This is a genomic window from Nostoc sp. (assembly GCF_036917535.1).
In the GTDB taxonomy this organism is placed as follows: Bacteria; Cyanobacteriota; Cyanobacteriia; order Cyanobacteriales; family Nostocaceae; genus Nostoc.
Map to the genome: position 1 here is coordinate 61455 of NZ_JBALDA010000064.1, position 24578 is coordinate 86032.

The window sequence follows — 24578 nt, forward strand, 5'->3', positions numbered from 1 at the left end:
TTGCTCATAATAATAAAAGTAACCCTTGAGCAATTTCCCGTTGTACTCTACTAGAGAATCATAATTATATTCTTAGCCATGACTACACAAACACTCTCTGCACCAGAAGTTTATCAAGGTCAGTTTGGGGAATTTACAATTACTCAGAGTGATCGCACTGGCGTAATTATCTATCGCGCTGGGTTAATGGTAGCAGCACTGAGCTTTGCCATCGGCAGCGCTTTGGTTTTACTCAACAATAACCCAACTGTTGTAACTTTACTGACACCTCTATATACTTGTTTTAGTCTCGCTCTTGGTGTAAGTTTATTTACCATCCATATTTATATGGCATCACTACACCGAACGTTGCAAGTTTTTTGGGCAATCGGTAGTATCGCATCAGTGATTCTGGCAATCACTACTAGTGAACCTTTAGCCCTTGCTGTTTACAATCAGCCGATTACCTTATTTGGAGTTGGTTTTATTTTTGTAGCTCTGACAGGTATTTATTTTAAAGAGGCTTTTTGCTTCAATCGCCTGGAAACCAAAGTATTAACCCCAATTGTACCGCTACTGTTGTTAGGACATTTGGTAGGAATTTTACCAACTCAGGGAGAAAGTGTTTTATTAGGAACTTGGGCGATATTATTTTTAGTGTTTGCCCTGCGAAAGACAGGGCAAGCAATTCCTGCTGATATTGGAGATAAGTCTGTGTTTACCTACTTGAAAGAACAACGTTTAGCTAAGGTTTAATGCAGACAAAAAATCGTCGGTGTCAAAAATTTCCCAAAATCAAATTAACCAAACACCAAGAAATGTGGACACTTACGGCTCAAGGGTGGGCGATTGCGATCGCTTTGATTGTTTACTTAATATTTTTCACTATTACTCATGTACACTCATTTCTCGCCGTAACTTCCCCGATTGAATCAGCAGAAGTATTAATTGTTGAAGGATGGCTACCAGATTATGCTATAGAAGAAGCTTTGACTGAATTTAAAACAGGTTCTTATCATCAAATAATTACTACCGGAGGCACATTAGGAAGAGGAAGTTATCTTACCGGATACAAGAACTTTGCAGACGTGTCAGCAGCCACCTTCATCAAACTCGGTTTAGAAGCAGAAAAAGTAGTAGCTGTTCCGACACCTTTCGTAGTTAAAGATCGTAGTTATGCATCTGCTGCTGAATTTGAACGTTGGCTATCCAATTCAAATTTAAAGATCGAATCGATTAATCTTTTTTCCTTGGACGTTCATGCCCGTAGGAGTTGGTTTATTTTTAAAAAAATACTTACCCCTGGAATTAATGTTGGCGTAATCGCCGCTAAAACGCAAGATTATAATCCAAACAAATGGTGGAGTTCTAGCGAAGGTGTGCGAACAGTTCTTGATGAAGGCATCGCTTATATTTATGCACGGTTTTTGAATTGGAAAGCCTAATAGTAATACAGCAGAATTATTGGTTTTGGAAGCTATTAAATTTAGAATTTTAGATTTGAGATTTTTCAGTCAATCCAAAATCCAAAATTCCAAATAATATTACTTACCCAGGATTTGTAATAATGCTTGCCGATAAATTTTCAGACCCTCTGCATTCAGATGGTCGCCATCATTAGTGAAATTTTCTTTCAGAACATTATTTTCATACAATGGTGCTAATCCGGCTGCGGCAACTGGTACTTTTTCTGTTTCAGCCACTTGATTAATCAAAACATTAATTTGTTCAACTCTAGCAAGTGGGGCTGCTACAGTTGGATCTGAGCTTGCTGCTACTGTCGAATAAAAAGCCGGAATCAGAAAAATCTCTTTAGTTCCCATTGTGCGAAGAAGTGCGATCGCTTCTTGGAGATTTTTGCTAAATAATTCATCACTAATTTTATACAAAGCATCATTTCCACCTATGGCAATAATAGCTTTTTCGCATTTCACCTTGGTAGGAATTAAACTTTTGAGTTGTTCTAGTAATGAGATTGTACTCAGACCATTTAACCCAAAATTAAAAGTACCACTCCCAAGAGTATTGCCAAGTCCAGCCGAAATAGAATCGCCAAATAAGCAACCTGAGAACTGTTTATCCTGGGCGGCGAGTGTTTGATATTGCAGTGCAATTTTCCCTAAAGGTGAAGAACTTACGTTATCTTTCGGCGGTGCATCAGCAGAACTAGAAGAGGAATTTGCCATGCCGACTAGTTTCTGAATTTTTGACACATCAACAACTAATTGATTACTGGGATAGGCTTGTAAAAAGCTGGTTATTCCTAGACCTTCTGGTGATTTTGCTCCAATGATAATGGCAGATCGTAGGGCTTGGATACTGGCTTGATCGCGACGAGCGATCGCACCAGAAGCAAAAGATAAAATTTGCTTGCCCATTCCTGTATTTATCAGCTTATCTAAAGCTACAATATCAAGCGACATTTTCACCTGAAGGGCTTCTTGGAACTTCTGTTTGTCCTTAGCGTTAAGGTAATGTAGGAAAGATTGCAGATCGCCAGAAACCTTTTGCGTCTCGCCATAGTTGCGTATATCTGCCACCGGGATCGATTGCTCAAACAATCCGTACCTGACGGTAACTTTTTCAGCTGCTAAACTAGGCAACAAACCAAGGCCACTATGCAGCAGTAAAAATATTAAGCACCCAGATAGGCTTATTAGAAGACGATAAAAATATTTCATCACAGAAGATCGGAAGATAGATAGTCAATAGTTAATAGTCAAGAGTCAAGAGTCAAAAGTCAAGGGGAATTGGGAAACAGGAGGTAAAGGTTCTTGAATTTTGAATTTTGAATTTTGAATTTTGAATTTTGAATTAATTTCTCCCCACTCCCCCCTCGCTATCAACAGCCAACCCTAATTTGGGAATACTCAATCCAGTGGTGTGAGGATAGAACTGTGGTAGAAGAAGGCGCATATTGGCTAGCTTGGGCGCAAATTTCGGGAATAGGGCCGGTATTACTGCGACGGCTGCAACAGCATTTTGGCACGCTGGCAACAGCTTGGAACGCTACTAAGGTACAGTTGGGAGAGGTAGAAGGCTTGGGTTTCCAAACACTAGAAAAAGTAGTACAACAGCGATCGCGTTTGCACCCAGAACAACTATTCACCAAGCACCAGCAGGAAAACTCTCATTTCTGGACACCAGCAGATGCAGATTATCCCCGCTTACTCCTAGAAACTCCCAGTCCACCACCAATTTTGTACTATCGCGGTGAAGTCGAACTCCAAGAAAATCTCGGACAAAAACCACTGGTTGGGATTGTCGGAACCCGCCAACCCTCAGAATATGGTATCCGTTGGACTCGCCAAATTAGTACAGCTTTGGCTAAAAATGGCTTTACAGTCGTTTCTGGGATGGCAGAGGGAATTGACACCGAAAGCCACATCGCCGCCATGAAAGCTGGTGGACGGACGATCGCAGTTTTGGGGACTGGCGTCGATGTCATCTATCCACATAAAAATCGGGATTTGTACAAGCAAATTTTGACGGCTGGGTTAGTTGTAAGTGAGTATCCCACAAAAACCCCACCCGATCGCACTCACTTTCCCCGTCGCAACCGAATTATTGCAGGCTTAAGCCGCGCCATTTTAGTAATGGAAGCGCCATTAAAATCTGGTGCTTTAATAACAGCTACCTACGCAAATGAATTTGGTAGAGATGTCTATGCATTACCTGGGAGACTAGACGATTATCCATCCCAAGGATGCTTAAAGTTACTGAGTCAGGGAGCTTCCTTCATTCTTAAAGAACTAGACGAACTGTTAACAATGTTAGGAGCAATACCACAAATCGATACAATTGAGGCTTCCATATCACTAGAACAGTTAAGTTTGCCAACTTTTTCACCAGAATTGCAAACGGTAATCGATGCAATGGCAAGTGAAGCTTTACCCTTCGATTTTATTGTCCAACAAACCGGCATGGCTGCTGGCTTAGTTTCCAGTGCTTTGTTACAGTTAGAACTTATGGGTTTGGTTTCGCAACTACCAGGAATGCGGTATCAAAAAAGTTAAAATAAAACAACATTATTTAGCTTTGTTTTTAACAATTTAATCATCAGATTTATGGCACTACCTCAAGACGTTCTATTTCTTTGCTGTAAAGCTGTTGATTGATAAATCCTAAAAATTCTACAAAATCATTCATTGCCAAATGAATGTGTTCAATTGTGAAGCTATACGGCAAAGTGACATTAGGGTTAAAAACCTTTACTCTCAATTGGATGAGGTTGGCAAGCAATCAACTCTAGTTCAGCATTCATTTACATACTTTTGAGTTTATCGTCGGCTTGCAATTAAAAAATTTATAATTCATAATTATTTTTAATAAATATTTAAATCCCACTTATAACGGAATTACCATCATTAAAAAGAAAAATAAAACCATTTTTTATTACAAATTACCTAGCTTGCTTCTCGACTTCTCTACGAAACGCTACGCAAATAGCGAGTATTGCAAATTACGAATTATCTTTGAGGGTAATACTGAGGATTGATCACTGGAGATTGATAACCGTTCGTGGGTAGTGTACTTCCTATGCTGTTGGGTACAGGAGTGACAACAGGAGGCTGATAAATGCTCATGGGCGCAGTGCCTGTTGTACCGTTAGGTAAAGCAGGATTCGCCACTTGAGGCTGATAACCATTTGCAGGTACAGTGTTTGTAGTGGTGTTGGGTGTGACAGGATTTTGGCTAAATTCTTGGTAAGCTGCACGAGAAATTGAGCTAATCAATTTTTCGGCACGAGGATCGTTTGCTGGGCGTTGTACCATGACGGAAGCTATGTAGCGCTTGCCAGTTGGAACTACAATTAAACCTACATCTGCCAACATTGTGCCAATATCACCCGTTTTGTGGTATGCTCTTGCACCGGTTCCCAAACCTGATGGCAGCAAAGTGTCTTTTTGGGTGCGACGCAAGATATCGAGCATGAGATCGCGTGATGGCATACTGACTAAATTTCCCTGACTCACAATCGCCATCAAATTCCCTAGTTCTTTGGGACTAGTGGTGTTTGTCCCTTGCAAATCTGGGAGTTGATTACGAATTGTTGTGGCTGTCAATCCCCAACTACGGAAACGCTGGTTTAAAGCGTCCATTCCTCCCAGTCGGGCAATCAGCATATTTGTCGCCGTATTGTCGCTGATTGTAATCATTTTAGTGACAACTTCCAAAGCAGCGTACTGAGTTCCCGGTGGTTTGTATTGCAGATTTCCCGAACCGCCAGCTATCATATCCTGTTGCATGGTTAGCATTTCATCTAGGCGAATTTTTCCCGAATCCACATCCTGAAAAAAGGCAATCAAAATCGGCACTTTAATCGTGCTAGCCGCCGGAAAACTGGTAGAGGCATTGATATCTACATAATTACTAGTATCTAAATCTACTAAGAAAATTCCAGGTGTGAGATTTGGGTTGGTAGCCGCCAAATTTTGCACGGCATTTTTCAACGAGGTAATTTCTTGAGATAGGTATAGACTCGAAGTTGTGCTTGAGGGAGTTTGGGTAGGTTGTGGCTGCGATCGCGCCACATTACTAACACTACTATTAGATTGCGACACCGAGTTCGTGCTGATGCGATTAGCTGGGTCTAATATTGACAAGACCGTGCCGACAATTGCACCCATCCCAACACCCACAATCAATAACCGCAAAACATACAACATGGTTTTGGCCATTGGCTTTAACCGGGTTTTCCGTGATGAACGCCTACTCATTTTTGGCTTTTCCATCCGTACTGTTTTAACCATTACAGCACCTGGTCGGAAGGGAGGAATTTTTCCCTTTACACTAGGTATTGGTTTTACTGCCGTTGGCATGACTAACCCCGATTTTACCCTACGTGTAGCGCCAGGGATTGAGGGAGAACTGATTTGATTTTTTGGGCGTATTAGTGTCCCTTCTTTTCCATTTGTAGTTTGCTGCTGACTGTTAGCTTTAACTTTTTTTACCATTTTTTGAACTTTTTGTGGCTGCTGGCGGCGATTTAAGGGTTGACGCCGCGAGAAAGCTGTTAGTTCGCCACTTGATTCTGACACCGTTACTCCTTGTGACCCACTTGACTGTTTTCTTGCAGACTCTTAATCCCAAATTTAATCTTTAAGCAATATTAATACTCAAATTTCACTTTGCCACTAACTAGCATTTTTGTGTTTAGTTTAAGCCATATTAATTATTTTGGGGAGATGATTGCGTATATATTAAACAAATAATTACAAGTTTTCACTATTCTTCTGGTTTTTCAGGGCCCATTCTACCTGCTGCAAAATTCCTCGCAGCATGGCTACCTCTCCAGTTTTCAAGTGAGCGCGATTATACAATTGGCGGAATTTTCCCATCCGACTAGCTGCCGTATGAGGATATACATAACCAATTTTCAGTAATAGTGATTCTAATTGCTGGTAGTATCCTTCCACAACATCTAAGGGTGCGAGTTCAGTTTGAGGTAAGGTTTGAGTGTCAAGTTGTTGGGCAGATTGTGACAATTCATAACAACAGATTGCTACAGCAGTAGCCAAATTCAGGGCAACATAATCTTGACTTGTGGGAATGCCAACAAACCTCTGTGCGTAATTTAATTCTTCATTGCTTAATCCCCGGTCTTCTCTGCCAAAAATCAGTGCTGTGGGTTTTTCTGCTTCCTCCAGTAACCAGGGTAGTGCAGTGCGAGGATTTTCTAAAGGTGTTTCCCAACTGCGAACGCGACTGGTGGTAGCGATCGCCCGTACACATCCATGCAATGCTTCTGGTAAGGTCGCCACGAATACCGCAGATTCTAAAATTTCCTGAGCGTGAACAGCCATCATCAAAGCTTCCGTTGATAGTGGATCGCATTGGGGGTTCACTAATACTAAATTATATAGCCCGAAATTTTTCATTACTCTGGCGATCGCGCCGATATTTATCGGTCCAGCTGGTTCTACCAACACAATTCTTAATCCAGCCAAGCCCATTTTTTGCCTCCTGCGATCGCACCAGATAATATTTATAGGCTAATTTTCAGCCTTGTGGTTCTGCTGAAGAGTTTCCTTGAAATCATTTTAGCTGTGTAAGTGAATGCCTGCGTCAGGTCTGAACAGTTCAACGCAATCTTTGCCTTTCAGCTAGTCGTTCGTTACTATTTATTTGTAGCAATCTAATCGTTGTACGTCCTGTAGGCGTTAATCCCACCAAATCCAGTTCTGAAAAGGTGAAGTGTTCAGCCCATTTCTGAGTGCGTGGGTTGAACAAAAAACTAAAAGCCCCTGTTTCTGGATCAAAAGATCCTAAGTCAGTACCTTTATGACGATTACATCGCCAGCAAGTGAAGGCTAAATTATCAGCATTTGTTACACCGCCGTGCTTTTGGGCAATAACATGATCAATCTCATGAGGAAAAAAGGCAACTCCTGCGGGTAACTGGCAATATTCACATCTATAGTTTGCGCGTTCTTCTACTATTCGGCGAAGAACAATCGGAATATAGGTTACACTCACAGTCAGTTGGTCAAATAAGATAAGTTACCTGCTTTAATCATTACAACTAAGTGTTCAATACGTTCATACTCATCTAGTTCTTTCAACTCCGTGGGTGTGAGTTCACCTGTGTTACTGCGTGTTAGCAAGGTACGCAACCGTTCTTGCATTTCGGGAGTGGGTTTAAATTCAGCAATTTGTTCAGGAGTGGGGTTGCTGGCCAAAAAATCTAAGATATATCGGTAAACTTGTGCTGGTACAGCTGGTTGTTGGAGGCTCAAAGCAAGCAATTCAGGTAGGCGATCGCCAACTTGTGCTAGTTGTTGAGATAATTCCTCTGATACTTCTAGGGTGATTCTTGGCATGGGGATTGCATTGGCAATTTACTATTATTAAATGATATATCTTGAAATTTTTCATTTCCCTAGCGATCGCCGACATTGCTCGGTAGGGTAAGCGCATCTCAAATGCTATTGAAAAGAGGGTTTAAAGACAGCAAGAATAGTCAGCATATAGTTATCTATCTATAGATAACTATATGCATAGATCGTGGCATAAGTTTTTTCAGCGCTGAAGAGCTTGGATTTTCACATATTTAGGTATTTTTTGCCCATCAACTTACTCCATTAATTCCTTGGGTGGCAATCCGCCCCAGTGAGCCACGGCTTGCGGAGTATCCTTCCATACTTTCGGTCTTTGAGGAAAATCTTCGTGCCAGGGTCGGGGTTCAAAATATCCTACTTCGTTGAGCATGATATCTATTTGGGTAAATAGTTCGACTATGTTTTTGTCAGGATCTTTATGATATGTAGCGATGTTATGTCCTATCCCGTGGCGTACCGGCCCCCAAAGAAGCGTAATGTTGTGCCTTGCCAAAAAATCACAAGCAGTTTGTATCTGTGCCCAGTCTCGTAATTGAAAAGCAATGTGGAACATTTTTTGCTGTTTAGACTGCAAAAAAGTCATAGTATGGTGATCCTGATTGCATCGCATGAAGACAAAGCTATCTTCGAGCCAGTCAGACACGCGGAAGCCTAACATATTCTGATAAAAATCAACACATTTATGGACATCATGCACATACATGGCAACGTGCCCTAATTTTTCAGGGACGATGCCTGTTTCTCGAAACCCATGACTAACTTGTTGAATGGTTGAATATAACTGGAGAGTATGTCCTTCCGGATCGCAAAACTCAAGCAGTTCCGGTATCCCTGGTTGGGCATCTGTTTTTTGCTCTACCTGGATACCTGCGTCACGCAGTTGTTTCGCTGCCTCTTTCAATGTCTGACTACCATCAATTTGAAAAGCAAAGTGATTATGACCGCTTTCTGTAGAGGGATAGAGAATGATTGTATGATGATCTACTGCACAGCTTAAATAGACGGCTCCATCAGAGCCTCGTTCGGTCAGATTAAACCCCAGAATTTCTGTATAGTATGCCAGCATATTTTCTACATCTGGCGTTTTAAATCCAGCATGACCTATCTTTGCTACTTGTACCATTTTTTTCTCCTTTGCATCTTGAATTGATTTGACATTAGCACTTATTCATTTGCAGTCAGAGTATTGAAAACTGGTTAGTAGATGTATTCTAGTTCAGGAGGCAGGAGGAAACCCACTCTTACGCATAGTGGGATTGAAACAAGAACGTTTTATACCGCACTTCGTGCCGCTACGCTAACGCTGCAAGCAGTATTGGTATAATTTTTCCTTTTAACTAAGGTTTAAACTTAGAAATAAAGTTTTAATTGATACTTCTTACCTCCTACCTTCTGCCTCCTAGTTCCTGCCTTTCTAAGTAAAAAACACTTCTGCAAGCGATAACAAACGAACAAAATATGTCTCACATTCTGGTCGAAAATCTCAGGAAAACTTTCTTTGTGTCTGAACGTTCTTCTGGGCTTTTTGGTTCAGTACGAGGGCTTGTGCAGCGAAAAACTAAAGAAGTTTATGCCCTTAAAGGAGTTTCGTTTTCCTTGGAGCGGGGAGAACTTGTAGGATACATTGGCCCAAATGGAGCTGGTAAATCGACTACGATTAAAATTTTAAGCGGTATTCTCGTACCTTCCAGTGGAAAATGCCTAATTGGCGGCCGAACTCCTTGGAAAGATCGAATCAAGCACGTTAATCGTATCGGTGTAGTGTTTGGCCAAAGAACACAACTCTGGTGGGATTTACCAGTGATTGAGTCTTTCGATTTGCTGCGGGATATTTATCGCGTTCCCCAATCAGAGTATCGCCAGACACGCGAAGAAATGATTGATTTGCTTGGTCTTGGAAGTTTTCTCTCGACTCCGGTGAGGCAGTTAAGCCTTGGTCAAAGGATGCGATGTGACTTTGCAGCCGCCATGCTTCACAGACCAGAAATTCTTTTTCTTGATGAACCCACCATCGGGCTTGATGCAGTTTCCAAGCTTGCAGTCAGAAAATTTATCAAAGCGCTGAATAAAACTCATCAAGTAACTACGATCCTGACTACCCATGATCTGGATGATATCGAGGCATTGTGCGATCGCATAATTATTCTTGGTGGAGGTGAGATCCTTTGTGACGGATCTCTAGCAGCACTGCGTTCTCAAGTTTCCTCGCGTCGGTACTTAAGAATCGACCTAGCAAACGATGATTTCTTTTTTGAGGAAGAAGGAGTCAGTATTATTTCTAAAGAAGGTCGCACCGTAACTCTCGCCTTTGATCCTACAAAGCTTTCTGCTGCGTCTTTGATTAGCCAAGTTACCTCGCAACATGAAGTAGAGGATCTTTTTGTGGAAAATCCACCCATTGAGGAGATAATTGCTGAACTTTATGCAATTTCAGCAGGAATTGTTACATGAAAGCATATTGGTCATTGTTTGTTGCTAGATTTACCCTGCTGTTGCAATACCGTACTGCTGCTTTGGCAGGCGTTGTAACTCAGCTTTTTTGGGGGATAGTGAAAGTAATGGTTTTACAGGCATTCTTTACTCATGCAACCTCTGCTCAACCTATAACTTTTCAACAGGCTGTAGGATATGTGTGGCTAGGACAAGCGTTTCTGATGGCGATTGTCCCTTGGGGAGGTGATAAAGATATTCAAGAACTCATACGATCTGGTGCTGTAGGATACGATCTTCTCCGACCCACAGACCTTTATAATTTTTGGTTTACTCGCGCTTTGGCACTTCGGACAACGCCCCTGATACTTCGTGCTATTCCGCTTCTTAGTGTCACAATTTTTATTTTTCCCCTTTTCGGGTTTTATGAATGGTCGCTTTCTGTTCCACCCTCCTTTGCTTCTTTTGTTGCCTTTTTTCTCTCTTTTATTGGTGCAATTTTACTTTCCTCTGCATTGACTATGCTTCTTACTGTATCAATGATGTGGACACTTTCTGGCGAGGGAATTAATAGTATTCTACCTACTCTTGTTACTATCTTCTCTGGCATGATTGTTCCTTTGCCACTTTTTCCTGAGTGGAGCAAGCCTTTTTTGAATGCACTTCCTTTTTCAGGACTAATCGACAAACCTTTTCGTCTTTTTACTGGTAATCTTCAAGCAAGCGCCCTGTTTAATGTCTTGCTGCATCAAACTTTCTGGATAGTTGTCATTATTATCTTTGGGCGTTTCCTTGTGAAACATGGTATTAAAAAGCTTGTAATTCAGGGGGGATGAATGAGGAGGCAGTAGGCAGGAGGCAGAGACTATGAATGATTTTTTTCTTTACCTTCGATATATTTCTGTATCTTTCAAGTCGCAAACGCAGTACAAAGTTTCTTTTTGGTTGCAAGTCATAGGACAGCTTTTAGTAACTGCTATTGAATTTTTTGGAGTCTGGACACTTTTTACTCGTTTTAATAATATTGGTACGTGGACTTTGAATGAAGTTGCTCTCTTTTATGGAATAGTTAATATTTCTTTTGCCTGTGCTGATGCCCTTGGAAAAGGTTTTGACTCATTTACAACAATAATTAAAAGTGGAGACTTTGATCGTTTACTTCTTCGTCCACGCACTACAGCACTTCAACTTTTAGGTAAAGAGTTTACTTTGAAACGAATTGGAAGATTTGTTCAAGGAATTATTGTTATGGGGTGGTCACTTTCATCACTCCACATTCCTTTAAATTTCAAAATTGTATGGCTTTTAGGTACTTCTTTTTTTGGTGGAGTTGCACTCTTTGTTGGCATTGTCATTATGCAAGCAACCCTGACATTTTGGACTATTGAATCTCTTGAAATTATGAATATACTCACTTATGGAGGAGTCGAAACGGCTCAATACCCGCTTGCAATTTATCGCAAATGGTTTCAGCGATTCTTTACTTTCTTAATACCGCTTGCTTGCGTCAGTTATTTTCCTTTGCTTGCAGTACTTAAAAAAGAAGATGCGTTTTTAGTGCCTTTATGGTTTTGTTATGTCTCGCCAATCGCAGGCATTCTGTTTCTGATGATTGCGTTGAAGCTTTGGAAAATAGGAGAGCAATACTATTGTTCTACTGGCAGCTAGGACAACAAAATTTTAGCTATGTACTCAGATGGACTTTAAATGGATAGATCGCACTTTTTTAAAGATTCTGATTAAATACCTTATATGATTGCCTAATTCCAATAAACAATGGCACGAGAAGCTCAAATGAAAAACTTCAGGAAGGGTTGGTTACGTAAAAGACTCAAAATTACTCTGATTTTCCTGTTGGTGCTAGGGCTATTGTTAGTGGGATTTGTTACTTACACTGTGCGCCAATCCTTTCCGCAAGAGAGTGGCACAATTCAATTACCTGAATTGAAAGCCGAAGTAAGCGTCCAGCGTGATAAATGGGGAGTTCCTCATATTTATGCTGCCAACTCCCATGATTTATTTATGGCGCAAGGTTATATCCACGCCCAAGACCGCTTTTGGCAAATGGACTTTTGGCGACATATTGGTTCTGGGCGACTCTCAGAAATGTTCGGTTCCTCTCAAGTTGACACTGATAAATATCTGCGGACAATGGGTTGGGCAAGGGTGGCACAGCAAGAAATTCTGGAAATGAATGCAGAGATGAAGGCATACCTGGAAGCTTACGCTGATGGTGTCAATGCCTATTTGGCAGAGCATCAAGGCAGTGCCCTGAGTCTAGAATATGCTGTGCTAAAGTTTCTCAATCCTGAGTATAAGCCAGAACCTTGGCAAATACTGCATTCTCTGACTTGGGGTAAGGTAATGGCTTACGACTTGGGGAGAAATTTCGAGAGTGAAATTGAACGTGCTATTTTGCTCAAAACTCTTAATCCAAATCAAGTAGAGGAACTTTTTCCACCATACCCTCAAGACTTGCCAGTTATTTTGCCTGAGTTGCAGCAAGCAGAGGAAGGGAAAATTCAAAATTACCCGGATCCTAGCCTATTTACCCAATCTGCAAATGTCTTTGCTGAAGCCATAATCCCGGCTTTAGAGTCAATTACTAAGCCGATGATAGCTTTAGAACAATTCATTGGGCCCACGGGAATAGGTATTGGCTCAAACAACTGGGTGATATCTGGTCAGCGGACAGCGACAGGTAAGCCAATTTTGGCAAATGACCCCCACTTAGGTGTGCAAATTCCCTCTATATGGTACGAGGTTGGTTTGCATTGCACACCAAAGAGTGCAGAATGTCCCTACAACGTTTCTGGTTTTTCCTTTGCGGGAATGATTGGGGTAATTATTGGTCATAGCGATCGCATTGCCTGGGGTGTCACCAATGTACAATCTGATGTGATGGATTTATACATTGAGAAAATCAACCCGAAAAACCCCAATCAGTATGAGGTTAATGGCAAGTGGGTTGATATGCAACTTGTACAAGAGACGATTCAAGTAGCCGGAAGTCAGCCGATTGTGCAAACGGTGCGCTATACCCGACATGGGCCGATTCTCTCTGATGTTTCGCCAAATCTAAAGCAATTCAAGTCAAGTCAGCCGCTAAAATTACCACAAAATTACGCTGTAGCCCTGTGCTGGACAGCCTTAGTACCTTCCAAGCTAGGGTATGCCATTCCCCAAATCAATCGTGCTCAAAACTGGCAGGAATTTCGCACTGCTGCCAGCAATTATGATGTCCCGGCTCAAAATTTGGTCTACGCTGATATTGACGGCAATATTGGCTACCAAATGCCTGGTAAATTTCCCATCCGCGCTAAGGGAGATGGGCGTTATCCCGTTCCTGGTTGGACAGATGAATATGAGTGGCAAGGCTATATTGATTTTGAGAAATTGCCCAAAAGTTTTAATCCATCTCAAGGTTATATTGTTACTGCCAATAATTTAGTTAACCGTGAATATCCTTACCTAATTACCACAGATTGGGTTTATGGCTACCGAGCAAAGCGGATTGTTGAAATGATTTCACAACAAACCGAAGCGATTTCACTGAAGGATGTGCAGCAGATACAGGGTGACAATCGCAATCTCAATGCACAAACATTAGTGCCACTATTGCAATCTATTACTGTTGATACCCCTCGTTTACAAGCAGCCCAAAAACTACTGCAAGATTGGAATTTACAGTTGGGAATGACATCGCCTGCTGCTGCGCTATTTGAAGTATTTTGGAAACATTTGCTAGAAGATACATTTTACGATCAGTTGCCTGAAAAGTACTTTCCTGATGGAGGCGATCGCTGGTATGCTGTGGTAGCAAATCTGGTCAAACAGCCTAATAGTTCTTGGTGGGACAACCGCAACACCCCGAAAGTTGAGAATCGCGACCAAATCCTGCGACAATCCTTTACAGAAGCTGTGGATGAATTAGAACGAATTCAAAGTAAAAACCTAAACAATTGGAATTGGGGCAAGCTGCATACCATTACTTTTCGGAATGCCACCTTGGGTAAATCTGGGGTTGTACCGATTGAAGCTTTATTTAATCGTGGTGCATTTGCTACATCTGGTAACGGCGAAACAGTAAATGCTAACCGCTGGGTAGCAAATAAATCCTTTGAGGTGAGTGATATTCCTTCACTGCGGATGATTGTAGATTTAAAAAATTTAGATAATTCAGTAGCAATTCACACCCCTGGACAATCAGGCCATGCTTTCCATAGGCACTACAACGATATGGTTGACTCCTGGCGCAAGATTAAATATCACCAGATGCTTTGGGAACAGAAGACTGTTGTAAATAACACTGCTGCGACATTGAAGTTAGTTCCAAAATTGCGAGAGTAAATGCTGTGGGATTAATTACCGACAGGCGCTTTTCTGGCAGTATTTATGGCATGGTGGTTGGTCACGACCAGAAGCACCAGTCGGGGGGTGCGATCGCTCTTATACAAGAAGGTGATAACATCACAATTGATACCCCACCTCGCTTATTGCAGTTAAATATCTCCGATGAAGAATTAGCTCGTTGTCGCGCGAATTGGCAACCTGCTGCACCACGTTAAACTAAAGGTATGTTGGCGAAATATGCTAAATTATACCAATTTGAAAAAAGAATGCGACAAATACATACGGGCATACCTTTGTTCTGTCTAGCTTTCCTAATTTTGAATTTTGAATTTTGAATTTTGAATTGGTATTAGTATCTTCTAGTAGCCTTGGCGCTGTAACGGATTTGGACTTCTAAAAAAAGTTTTTGATTGTATGCAATAGGCTCTGGCTTGGAAAGTTAGAAACTAGAAATAAGAATATACTGACCTCTGGCTTCTGACTCATTTGAGAGCGCTATATTGATTACTGAGGACTAAATACTTTACTTTTCGGTGTAGTCGTCAGAAAAACGTTCGTCCCTTGGAATTCTGGGATGATGGCGATTTAGTTGATTGGTATTAATTAGTTTTTTCTGTTGAGCAGGGATATTTCGCCAACCTAAATCTTTAAGGATTCTTTGGGCTGCAACTTCACCTGTTCTACAACCCCCTTCCATATATCCTTGGTAGGAGGGAGAGCAGTGTTCACCAGCAAAAAATAGATTACCTACACGTTCTTGTTCAGCTCCACTTATCCCTGTCCATTGTCCGACTAAATAGCAAGCATAGGAGCCTCTTGTGTATTTCTCTCCAGGCCAATAGGCGCGAATGGCTTGACCTTGACGCAGGTTTTTGATTCCGGGGAAAATCTGATTTAATTGTGGTAAAAGTATTTGGGCTTGAGATTCTGCTGAACCTTTGTCTAAAGATAAACCATGTTTACCACCTGTAAAGTTAGTAATCAGACCTTTGGGGCCTTTTTGGTAGCGACTGGGTTCCCAGGTAGTTTGAAAGTCTAAATCAGTAAATGTTGCTGCTGTTGAGTTATATTTAGTACGCCACAATTTTTGTTGATAGGCTGTAATTAATTTGGCATTTGTACCATATCCTAGTTGTGCGTTAGCGAAGCTCACCGAAGGTATCGCTTTCTTTTTAAATGCTGGTAAATTCACATCCAGCTTCACTAAACGCAAAGTGGTAAAGGGTAACGTCAGCAAAATTCTTTCATAAGTGCGATCAAAAGTTTTATAACCAGACCGTAAACTAACTCGATAGCGACCATCGGGACGGATACAGATAGCTTCCAATTCTGTTTCAATTTGTATCGCATAAGCTAAGGAATTCGCTAGCAAACGGGGTACTTGGTCGTTACCACCACGAATAGTATAATGTTCATCGCTTTCACCGTAGAGTGAGAATTTATCAGTGTTAGTACCAATCAAAAACAGTAGATTCAAACAGGATTGTTCTGCTGCTTCTCGACCATATTCGGTAGTATAAGACACCTTCAGCATTTCTTGCAAAATGGGATTAATTTTTGCTTGCTCTAAATACTCTGCAATGGAAGTATTATCTAAAGCGAAAGCTGCCTGATTGTAAGAGCGATAAGTTACATCTCCATCCCCAATAGCAACTAAATCCTCATCAATTTTCTTAGCTAAAGGAATGAAGTAATTAATAATTTCTAGTTCAGGAATTTTGCGTCCTTGAAAATACCATGTTTCTGGCACTAATCCCTTATCTGTAGCGAGTAAATCGACTATTGTTAAACCAAGTTCTTGAGCAAGCGATCGCAATTTTGTATGATCTGTATCAATAAATTCTCCACCTAGTTCCACAGTTACGCCAGTACCTGCTGCGTTAGCTAAACTACGCATCCGACCACCAGCGCGATTTCTCGCCTCAATGATGTCTACAGGAACTCCAGCTTGACGTAAGCGGTAGGCAGCAGTTAACCCAGCAATACCCGCACCCACTACTAGCACCTTGGGAATCGTGGCAAAAGCCGTAGAATCACGTCCATTATGCCAAGTAGCTGTAGCTAATGCACTTGCTAATCCCAAACCACCATACAGTAAGCGGCGACGACTGGTTCTGTGTTTTAAAATATCAACTATTTCATCTGTGGGAATGCCAGTTTTGATCGATGCCCTCGCAATTTTATAAGCGCGTTGCAAAGATCCCATTAGTGCAGACTTAGCCATCAAGTATACCTCTATATTTGCTAGTTTTAAAATAATATTAATAATTACAGGTTTAGATGAATTTTTTGATGAATTAATTAAATTAAAATATAAAATTTAATTAAATTCTTTTTGAAAGGTTTTGTTTAGTAAAGTAAATGTGTGTAAATAATTAAATGTTTTTAGTAAGCGGGTATAGGCTTTACTAATAGTCGGTCGAGAACCACCAAAAACAGCAAAGCTAAAATTTTTATACCAGCAATCCACATTTTGAAACCCAGCCGCTTCTAGCTTGTAGCACGTTAACCTAAGTAACTGTGATTAGCGTAGGCTAGCAAAAACCGTAGGCATCGCTCTTTCAGAAAAACTTTTTAGTTTACTAATGATTGACGAATAGGGATTTGCAGCACAAACTCAGTCCCTTGATTGGGGATGGAAACATACTTTAATTTGCCACGGTGTTTTTCTGTAATAATTTGATAACTAATCGACATACCCATTCCCGTCCCTTTACCAACAGATTTAGTGGTAAAAAATGGGTTAAATATTTTTTGTTGCACCTGGGAAGTCATACCTATACCATTGTCAGCGATCGCAATCTCAATCCAGTTGGTATCGATAACTGAAGTCCGAATTTTTATTTGCTGCGGATTCACTTCTATTGACTCAAGATTCTGTTGAATACTTTTCTGTTCGATTGCATCAATCGCATTTGTCAAAATATGCATAAAGACTTGATTTAATTGTCCGGCATAACATTCAATTACAGGTAATTCGCCATAATCTGGAATAATCTCAATTGCCGGACGCTCTGGTTTTTCTTGGAGGCGATGTTGTAAAATCATGATTGTACTATCAATACCTGCGTGGATATCAACTTCTTTAAATTCAGCTTCGTCCATACGTGAAAAAGTTCGCAGAGATAATACAATTTGACTGATACGTTCAGTTCCCACTTGCATCGATTGGAGCGTTTTTGGTAAATCTGACTGAATAAAATTTAAATCGATTTCATTTAATAATTCTTGAATTTTCACTTGGTTGATATGGGACTGCTGATAGAGATTGACCAAGTTTAATAAATCTTGCATATATTCTTTCACATAGCTAAGATTCGCGTGAATAAAATTAACAGGGTTATTAATTTAGTGGGCGATTCCAGCAACCAATTGTCCCAAGCTTGACATTTTTTCTGATTGAATTAGTTGGGATTGAGTCAGTTGCAGTTCCTGTAAGGTTAATTCTAGCTGAGTTGCTTTTTGTGTTAGTTCTTGGGTGCGTTCGGAAACTTTTTGCTCCAAACTATGGGAATATTCCTCTAATTGACAATACAACTGAGCATTTTTTAAAGAAATAGCTGCTTGGGCAGTAAGGAGTTGAATGACTTGCAGGCGATCGCTCGTAAATGCTCCTGTGGTGAGATTATTTTCTAAGTAGAGGATGCCAATAAGTTTTCCTTGTTGGCTAATTGGGGTACATAACACGGATTTGGGCTGGTGGGTAATAATATAGCGATCGCCTGAAAACTGTACTGAATCACTCAAGTTTTCAAACACAGTAGTTTCTTGTGTCCGCACTACTGTATAAATCAAACTTTGGGGAATTTCCTGACATTGATATAGGGGAATTTCTAACCCGTGTGTTTGGTTTGAATCGCTTTGAGCAACTACTAACCATTGTCCGTCTTGGCATAGAAGTAAACGACCGATTTGCGCTCCCGCCAAAGCGATCGCAATCTGCATTAAAGTAGCTAAGAGTTTTTCTAACTCAATTTCTTGGGAGATGGCTTGTGCTGCTTTGATTACCCCCGGAAAATCTAGCCATAAATTCTGGTTGTTGTTGACGTTAGTGGAACTTCTCATTGAGGTTGAGGCGATGGTTCCCTGATTGGTAATTGCTAGGCTAGGAGTTTGGAGAATCGCCGCTAGTAGTTGGGGATAGTTTTGTTCTAAATGGGTGACTTTGGTTAATGCTCCCCATTTGGCATAGCAGTAGTAAGCTTCTTGCATATAGCCTGCGGCGACTTTCTCTTTACCCCAATCTAAGTAAAATTTCGCTGCTAGTTCATTGGCTAATGCTGCTTCTTGGATATAGCCGTTTTCTTTAGCTAGAGAAATAGCGCGATCATAAAGTTCAATTGCTTCTAATTTTTGGTTCAAAGCGTGACACCGCTCTGCGCTAATCAAATCATATTTATGCAGATAGTTTATGGGTGCATAAGATGCACATTGCTGTATCTTAGCTAGGTCGTTGTCAACACGCTCAAGCAGTGCTGATTGCTGTAATGATGTTGCATGAGGATACAAAGCTAGTCTGGCTAAGGCATCATAAAAATACAATAAGGGGATAATATATAGACCTGGTACGCCGTCTAAATATTCTTCACAGATACTAACCGCAGCCAAACTCTGCTCGTATTCTGCAAACAAATAGCAAAGCATCACTTTGTTGATATGCAAGTGATAAACCGCAGGGCGATCATTTGCTTGCTGATGCTGAGGTAGCATAATTGTTTCATCATAGATGCACCCTTGCAGTTGAAATGGAATCTCAGATTTACCCAGGAGATTTAAAACACTTTGGTGATAAGAAACAAAGTGATTATACTGGGTCATTTGCTTAAAATGGAGAATTGCGTTTCCGTAAGTTTCCATTTCTGCCAGAACTTCTGTGAGTTCACAACCTGTCATATAAAGATAAAGTGTATATGGGAAAGCACACCAGACTGCCCATTCTATATCACCCATTTCTAGACCAGTAGCATACCCTTCTAAAAGAGGCTGTAAGGTATTTTTGAGAGGTTCTTTGTGATGTTTAATAAAAGTATTAAAAATAGAAAATGTTTTAGCTTTGAGTGACTTGGCATTCAGTCGATCTAACAAAGCGATCGCCAATTGTCCAAATTCGTATCCCTCCTCTATCTTAGAGAGAAAAGCAGAGAGAATTAAACCGTAGCTTGCATAAGCACATGCCGAGAACTTAGCATTACCGTAGAGGACAGATAAGTTAACTTGTTTAAATACTATTAAAGGAAACATTGCTGGACAGCCATTATAGGCGAGTCCAAACATACCTGATAAAATTCGTAATGCTGCCAGGTGATAGTTATCCGTCATCAATGGCAAGTCAATTAATTCAGAAGGCTGACGTTTGGCGAGGATAGTTTGTGTTTCTTGTAAGCCCTGCATAAAATCATCTTGGGTGGGATTTTCTGGCACATCCACACCTAGTTTTTGCAAAATCTGTAAAGCCACAGAAATACCTTGTAAAAGCTGATTTTGAGCTACACAAGCTTGGATTTTAACTTCATAAATTTTTACCTGTTCTAAGTAAGTATGGGTGTGTTGTAAAACTAATTCTGCCCATGTTTCCATCTGCTCAAATTCTCCACACATGTAGCAAGCTTCTGCTAGTGCTTCATAGAGCGATAATGTGAGGTTATATTGGCTCTGCCAGCAGCGATCGCTATCGAGTAACTCAATACCAAGAGTCAAGTATTCAATTGCTGCTTTGTAGGCTGTAGCTTCTTTAGAACGAGAGCCTGCGATTAAATTTAAATGAGCTAATTCATCTCGCTCTGTTTGATTATTTAGTAGTGTGTACCCCCGATTTAATTGACCAACAATCTCAAAAATTTTTGATTCTCGTTCGATTTCAGGTATACTTTTCAGCAAAAGTTGACCAATCTGTAAATGTGTTTTGTGTTTCTTGGCTTGGGGAATTAAAGAATAAGCAGCTTGTTGCACTCTATCATGCAAAAATTTATATTTAATCATTTCTGAAGTTGGTGAAGTCATCTGTTGATCTGCTGCACCAACAAAAAACTTATAAATTTCAGTTTGCGGAATTATTAAACCCGACTGTAAAGCATTCCACAAACAGGTTGCTGTTTGTGTGGGTGTTTGTTCAAAAGCGATCGCTAATGTATTTAAATCAAACTGGTTGCCAATACAAGCTGCCAACTTGAGAATATTTTGGGTGGTTTCTGGTAATTTTTGTAACTGAGCAGCCATAAATTCCACTACATCATCTGTCAGTGCTGCTTCTCGCACCTGCACAATGTCACATTGCCAATGTCTAGCTTGGGTATCAAAAGTAATTAATTGGTCTTGATGCAGCGCCTTGAGAAACTGGGTAGCAAAAAAAGGATTACCCTGGGTTTTTTGATACACCAATTGAGTTAAGGGCTGGGCCAAGGCGATCGCACAGTTGAGGCTATCGGCTACCAACTGATTGAGACTGTTTTGGCTTAAGGGTTTCAAGGTGATAGTATTTACCTTTGTCCCGGTTTTGGCGATCGCATCTAAAGTCAGCATCAATGGATGCGCTGCAAAGACTTCATTATCCCGGTAAGCACCAATCATTAGCAGATAGCCTGTTCCTGACTCCGCCATCAACAGTTGGATTAAATTCAACGAAGCAGAATCCGCCCACTGCAAATCATCCAAAAACATCACCAAGGGATGTTCCGGCTGGGTAAAAACTTGAATAAACTTTTGAAATAGTAAATTAAACCGATTTTGGGCGGCGATACCCGATAGTTCTGGTGCAGATGGTTGGACTCCAATGATGCGTTCTAATTCCGGGATCACATCAATGATGACTTGTCCATTCTTCCCTACAGCCTGTAAAATTTGATTTTTCCAACTTGACAATTGAGCATCACCTTCACTCAACAATTGCCTCATTAAATCGCGGAAAGTTTGCACAAATGCCGAAAAAGGAATGTTGCGATTGAACTGGTCAAATTTTCCTTTGATAAAATAGCCCCGTCGCTGGACGATTAGCTTGTGAACTTCGTTAACGATCGCAGTTTTACCAATACCAGAAAAACCAGCAATAAGCATCACTTGGCTGTAACCTTGAGAAACTTGCTCAAATGCAGTTAATAATTGCTCAACCTCAATTTCTCGACCATAGAGTTTTTCGGGAATTAGAAAGCGATCGCAAATATCCCTCTGACCAATTTCAAAATAGGTAATTTTGCCAGTTTCCTTAAGTTGATACAAACAAGTTTCTAAATCGTGCTTTAATCCCAAAGCACTCTGATATCTATCTTCGGCATTTTTCGCCATTAATTCGAAAATAATATCTGAAAGTACCTGGGGGATTTCTTCTCTGTTCTCTGTTCCCTGTTCCCTGTTCCCTAATACCGTAGGTATTTTCGCAATATGACAATGCACCAACTCCATCGGATCATCACAAATAAATGGTAACTTTCCCGTCAGTAATTCATAAAAAGTCACACCCAAAGAATAGAAATCGCTACGGTAGTCTATCCCTCGGTTCATCCTTCCAGTTTGTTCGGGGGAAATATAAGCGAGGGTTCCTTCTAATACATTGGGACTTTTTATTTCTTGGTTTTCTTTATTGAGTAATGAAGCAATACTAAAGTCGATTAGTTTAACTTGCTTGGTATCAGGATTAATCAGAATATTGGCAGGTTTGATATCTTTATGAATAATGCGATGGCGGTAGAGAATATCTAAGGTATCACCCAGAGCGATCGCAATTTGTAAAAATTCATCCAGAGACACAACATTACTATTGTTGGCGAAATAATCCTTGAGGGAAATGCCCCCAAAGTCTTCCATCACTAACATATAGCCATTTTTGAACGGTTCTAGGCTGTAGGTTTGGATGATTAGAGGATAGTTGAGATTTTTGGCGATGGTGTATTGATTGCGAAATTGTACTAGTTCGCTAAAGCTGGGATAAGGATTTTTCAGCAGTTTGATGACTACAGATAATGAGTCAGTCTCTCGAAAAGCTCGATAAACCAAAGTTCTCGAACCATCATAAAGTTCTTCGCTAAGGCAATATCCAGGAATACTAATCATATTACAAAATCTTAAGCGCTAGATTTAGTATTCCCATACACGCTTACATATTTTATGGGGTCAAATGAGCATTGCTGGTCACAAGGAGCAAATAAGCGTTAACCCTAAAAAACCTGGTAACGGCGAATATCTACGGCAAATTTCATAGCGATCACCTAAAACTTTACTATATTATAGTTTTTTGAGCTATTAGAGTATGTTTAATATCCTTAAAATGCTTGTATCATCTACGTTTTAGGGGTTACCAACACTAAATTATACTTATACTAATTTAGCAAATAGTAATGTTTACCATAAAAATACCGAAAGAACCATTAATATGAAGCGATATTATTTCATAAGCCTTTGAATCTAGGATTTTTACCTATAGCAATCCTAAATGATTTATGAGAAAATACGGTGATATTTAATGTAATATATATAACTTTTTTTTAAAACGATGTATTATGCAATATATAATACATATTAATAATTATAGCCTCAAAATTAAGTTATTAACGAGTGTTTAAAACTACAATTAAAATTTAAGTGTTTTCTTACAGATGATTCCGGATTGCTATATATTGAGTTGCTACTCATCACTCTCAAAATCTCTCTCCTCCAATTCCAGCCAAAAGAGTAATATTTTTTCAACTTCAACTAGTTGTTCTGGTGTTAAGTCTGCCAACTTTCGGAGTAACTTTGCATTTTGCTGTGAGGACGTTCAAGGTAAATATTGCCGTTCCTGTCGATTAATCTATCTATAATTGACCATTTTCGTGTGTCACTACTTGCCAATCAACAATTGTGACTATATTTCCATTAGTAGAGTCTGTGATTCTCGCAAACATAAATAATGCAATTAAGTCCTAAACTGAGTACCTGCTTTCAGCATAAAACATACGATCGCTTACAATACACTCAGATAAGTTTGCTCAGAATTCATCGGTAAAATCCGCAACTTCCGATTTTTAAGGTCTGGTTCTAACCCTAAAACTTCCATCGGTGTTACACCCAAAAGGGGATATGGTACTTCTGTGAGTTCCAAACAATCAAAGGTTCCTTGACGCTCTGCAATACTAAGTTCAACATCTCGGAAAATTCGCCCCTGCTGTACTCCAGCAGCAGTCTCTACCTGGGCTTCTCCACCTTGGACTAAACCTAGTTGACTAATAATATTAGTAGGTAAACACAGCAAAGTTGCGTCCGTATCAACTAAAACATTATTCAGAGTATAAGAACGAACTTCCCCCGAAGAAATAAAGCCTCGTTGAGCCAAAACTCGATCAATTCGATTCGTGACAGTGAGGGTAACTATTACTTGCCCCATTTGCTTACCCTGAAGATTTGGTGGTATTAGCTTACCCATTTCAACAAACTCCTGAAAACACAGTATTTTCGAGCAATGCATAAATATGCAAAAACGCTAAGAAAATTTTCGCCCCGCCCTCTCAAATAAACTACTCAACTAATTCTCCTGTCTGCTGTAAGACTTGTTTATAGAGTGTGGCATTGACCCAATATTGGGCAATATCAATCATGGCATCAAGTAGTGGTTGTACTTGAGGAATAATTTTTCTATTTTTTGCTAACAAGAGAATGCCGAGAGTACCAATTACCTGTAATCCCAAATTTTTAGCTACTTGGCGAGCCTCCCGTTCATCTAACAAAATGTTTAGCTCACCAGTTTCGAGAGCTAAGGCAATGGCTTCTCGCTCCCCATGATCTAGCTCTGGGGGGATGCTGAGTGCTATGTTTGAGACAGGACGGACTTGTAGCCATCCAGAAGCAATTGCTTGCAATATAAATTGTGACCTTAGGAAGCCTGAACCTGTAGTTTCATTATAGACAGCTTGGGGTATACTCATATCTTGGACGTGTAAATATGGATGTCAAAACCACAACTACGTGTAAGAGGAATTAATCGTTCGATCTCAAGTAAAAGAAGAGACA

General features: G+C 40.3%; 16 protein-coding genes and 2 pseudogenes. 8 read left to right on the forward strand and 10 right to left on the reverse strand.

Translation table 11 applies throughout. From position 1 onward, the window contains the following. Positions 1–78: 78 nt before the first annotated feature. On the forward strand, positions 79–735 hold the full coding sequence (locus V7K56_RS21255) for a DUF2301 domain-containing membrane protein (RefSeq protein WP_334913293.1): 657 nt from the start codon (positions 79–81) through the stop codon (positions 733–735). Beyond that, positions 735–1424, forward strand: coding sequence for a YdcF family protein (locus V7K56_RS21260; RefSeq protein ID WP_334913295.1), 690 nt, complete (start codon positions 735–737; stop codon positions 1422–1424). The genes V7K56_RS21255 and V7K56_RS21260 overlap by 1 nt, the downstream gene beginning before the upstream one ends. A gap of 99 nt (positions 1425–1523) precedes the next feature. On the opposite strand, the gene V7K56_RS21265 is transcribed toward V7K56_RS21260, so the two are convergent. Further along, complete coding sequence (locus V7K56_RS21265) at positions 1524–2660, reverse strand: alpha/beta hydrolase (protein WP_334913324.1); 1137 nt, start codon at positions 2658–2660, stop codon at positions 1524–1526. 216 nt (positions 2661–2876) lie between these two features. On the opposite strand from V7K56_RS21265, the gene dprA reads away from it, so the two are divergent. Beyond that, a complete protein-coding gene (dprA, locus tag V7K56_RS21270; protein ID WP_334913297.1) occupies positions 2877–3995 on the forward strand; it encodes a DNA-processing protein DprA in 1119 nt (372 codons plus the stop codon). Between the two features lie 453 nt (positions 3996–4448). Here dprA and V7K56_RS21275 read toward each other — a convergent pair whose 3' ends face one another. From V7K56_RS21275 to V7K56_RS21295, 5 genes are all read right to left on the reverse strand, one after another. Beyond that, positions 4449–6020 (reverse strand): serine hydrolase, encoded by a 1572-nt coding sequence (locus V7K56_RS21275; RefSeq protein ID WP_334913299.1) that lies wholly within the window; start codon positions 6018–6020, stop codon positions 4449–4451. 174 nt (positions 6021–6194) lie between these two features. Then, complete coding sequence (locus tag V7K56_RS21280; RefSeq protein ID WP_334913301.1) at positions 6195–6935, reverse strand: RNA methyltransferase; 741 nt, start codon at positions 6933–6935, stop codon at positions 6195–6197. A 127-nt stretch (positions 6936–7062) separates the two neighbouring features. Further along, positions 7063–7458: an HNH endonuclease gene (locus V7K56_RS21285; protein ID WP_334913303.1), complete on the reverse strand. Its 396-nt coding sequence runs from the start codon at positions 7456–7458 to the stop codon at positions 7063–7065. 2 nt (positions 7459–7460) lie between these two features. Then, positions 7461–7802, reverse strand: coding sequence for a hypothetical protein (locus tag V7K56_RS21290; protein WP_334913305.1), 342 nt, complete (start codon positions 7800–7802; stop codon positions 7461–7463). Between the two features lie 253 nt (positions 7803–8055). Beyond that, positions 8056–8943, reverse strand: coding sequence for a VOC family protein (locus tag V7K56_RS21295; RefSeq protein WP_334913307.1), 888 nt, complete (start codon positions 8941–8943; stop codon positions 8056–8058). A 377-nt stretch (positions 8944–9320) separates the two neighbouring features. Between V7K56_RS21295 and V7K56_RS21300 the strand changes: the two genes are divergently transcribed. The 5 genes and pseudogenes from V7K56_RS21300 to V7K56_RS21320 form a co-directional block, all read left to right on the forward strand. After that, complete coding sequence (locus V7K56_RS21300; RefSeq protein ID WP_334913309.1) at positions 9321–10271, forward strand: ABC transporter ATP-binding protein; 951 nt, start codon at positions 9321–9323, stop codon at positions 10269–10271. Beyond that, positions 10268–11086, forward strand: a complete 819-nt coding sequence (locus V7K56_RS21305) for an ABC transporter permease (protein ID WP_334913311.1) — start codon at positions 10268–10270, stop codon at positions 11084–11086. Before V7K56_RS21300 ends, V7K56_RS21305 begins: the two co-directional genes overlap by 4 nt. Before the next feature lie 31 nt (positions 11087–11117). Then, positions 11118–11918, forward strand: a complete 801-nt coding sequence (locus V7K56_RS21310) for an ABC transporter permease (RefSeq protein WP_334913313.1) — start codon at positions 11118–11120, stop codon at positions 11916–11918. Between the two features lie 126 nt (positions 11919–12044). Then, the gene (locus tag V7K56_RS21315; protein WP_334913315.1) at positions 12045–14600 is read left to right on the forward strand and encodes a penicillin acylase family protein; all 2556 of its coding nucleotides are present in this window, start codon (positions 12045–12047) and stop codon (positions 14598–14600) included. Further along, positions 14600–14815: pseudogene (locus tag V7K56_RS21320) on the forward strand (dihydroxy-acid dehydratase); the annotation flags it as partial. The gene V7K56_RS21315 and the pseudogene V7K56_RS21320, both read left to right, overlap by 1 nt. Positions 14816–15126: 311 nt before the next feature. Here the strand turns inward: V7K56_RS21320 and V7K56_RS21325 are convergent. The 4 genes and pseudogenes from V7K56_RS21325 to V7K56_RS21340 all read right to left on the reverse strand — a co-directional run bounded on the left by V7K56_RS21325 (position 15127) and on the right by V7K56_RS21340 (position 24493). After that, positions 15127–16827, reverse strand: a complete 1701-nt coding sequence (locus V7K56_RS21325; RefSeq protein ID WP_334913317.1) for a flavin monoamine oxidase family protein — start codon at positions 16825–16827, stop codon at positions 15127–15129. A 350-nt stretch (positions 16828–17177) separates the two neighbouring features. Further along, positions 17178–22646: pseudogene (locus V7K56_RS21330) on the reverse strand (trifunctional serine/threonine-protein kinase/ATP-binding protein/sensor histidine kinase). A gap of 889 nt (positions 22647–23535) precedes the next feature. Next, entirely contained in the window at positions 23536–23994 is a 459-nt protein-coding gene (locus tag V7K56_RS21335; RefSeq protein WP_334913319.1) for an aspartyl protease, read from the reverse strand. Positions 23995–24085: 91 nt separating this feature from the next. Further along, the gene (locus V7K56_RS21340) at positions 24086–24493 is read right to left on the reverse strand and encodes a DUF3368 domain-containing protein (RefSeq protein WP_334913321.1); all 408 of its coding nucleotides are present in this window, start codon (positions 24491–24493) and stop codon (positions 24086–24088) included. Positions 24494–24578: the final 85 nt, after the last annotated feature.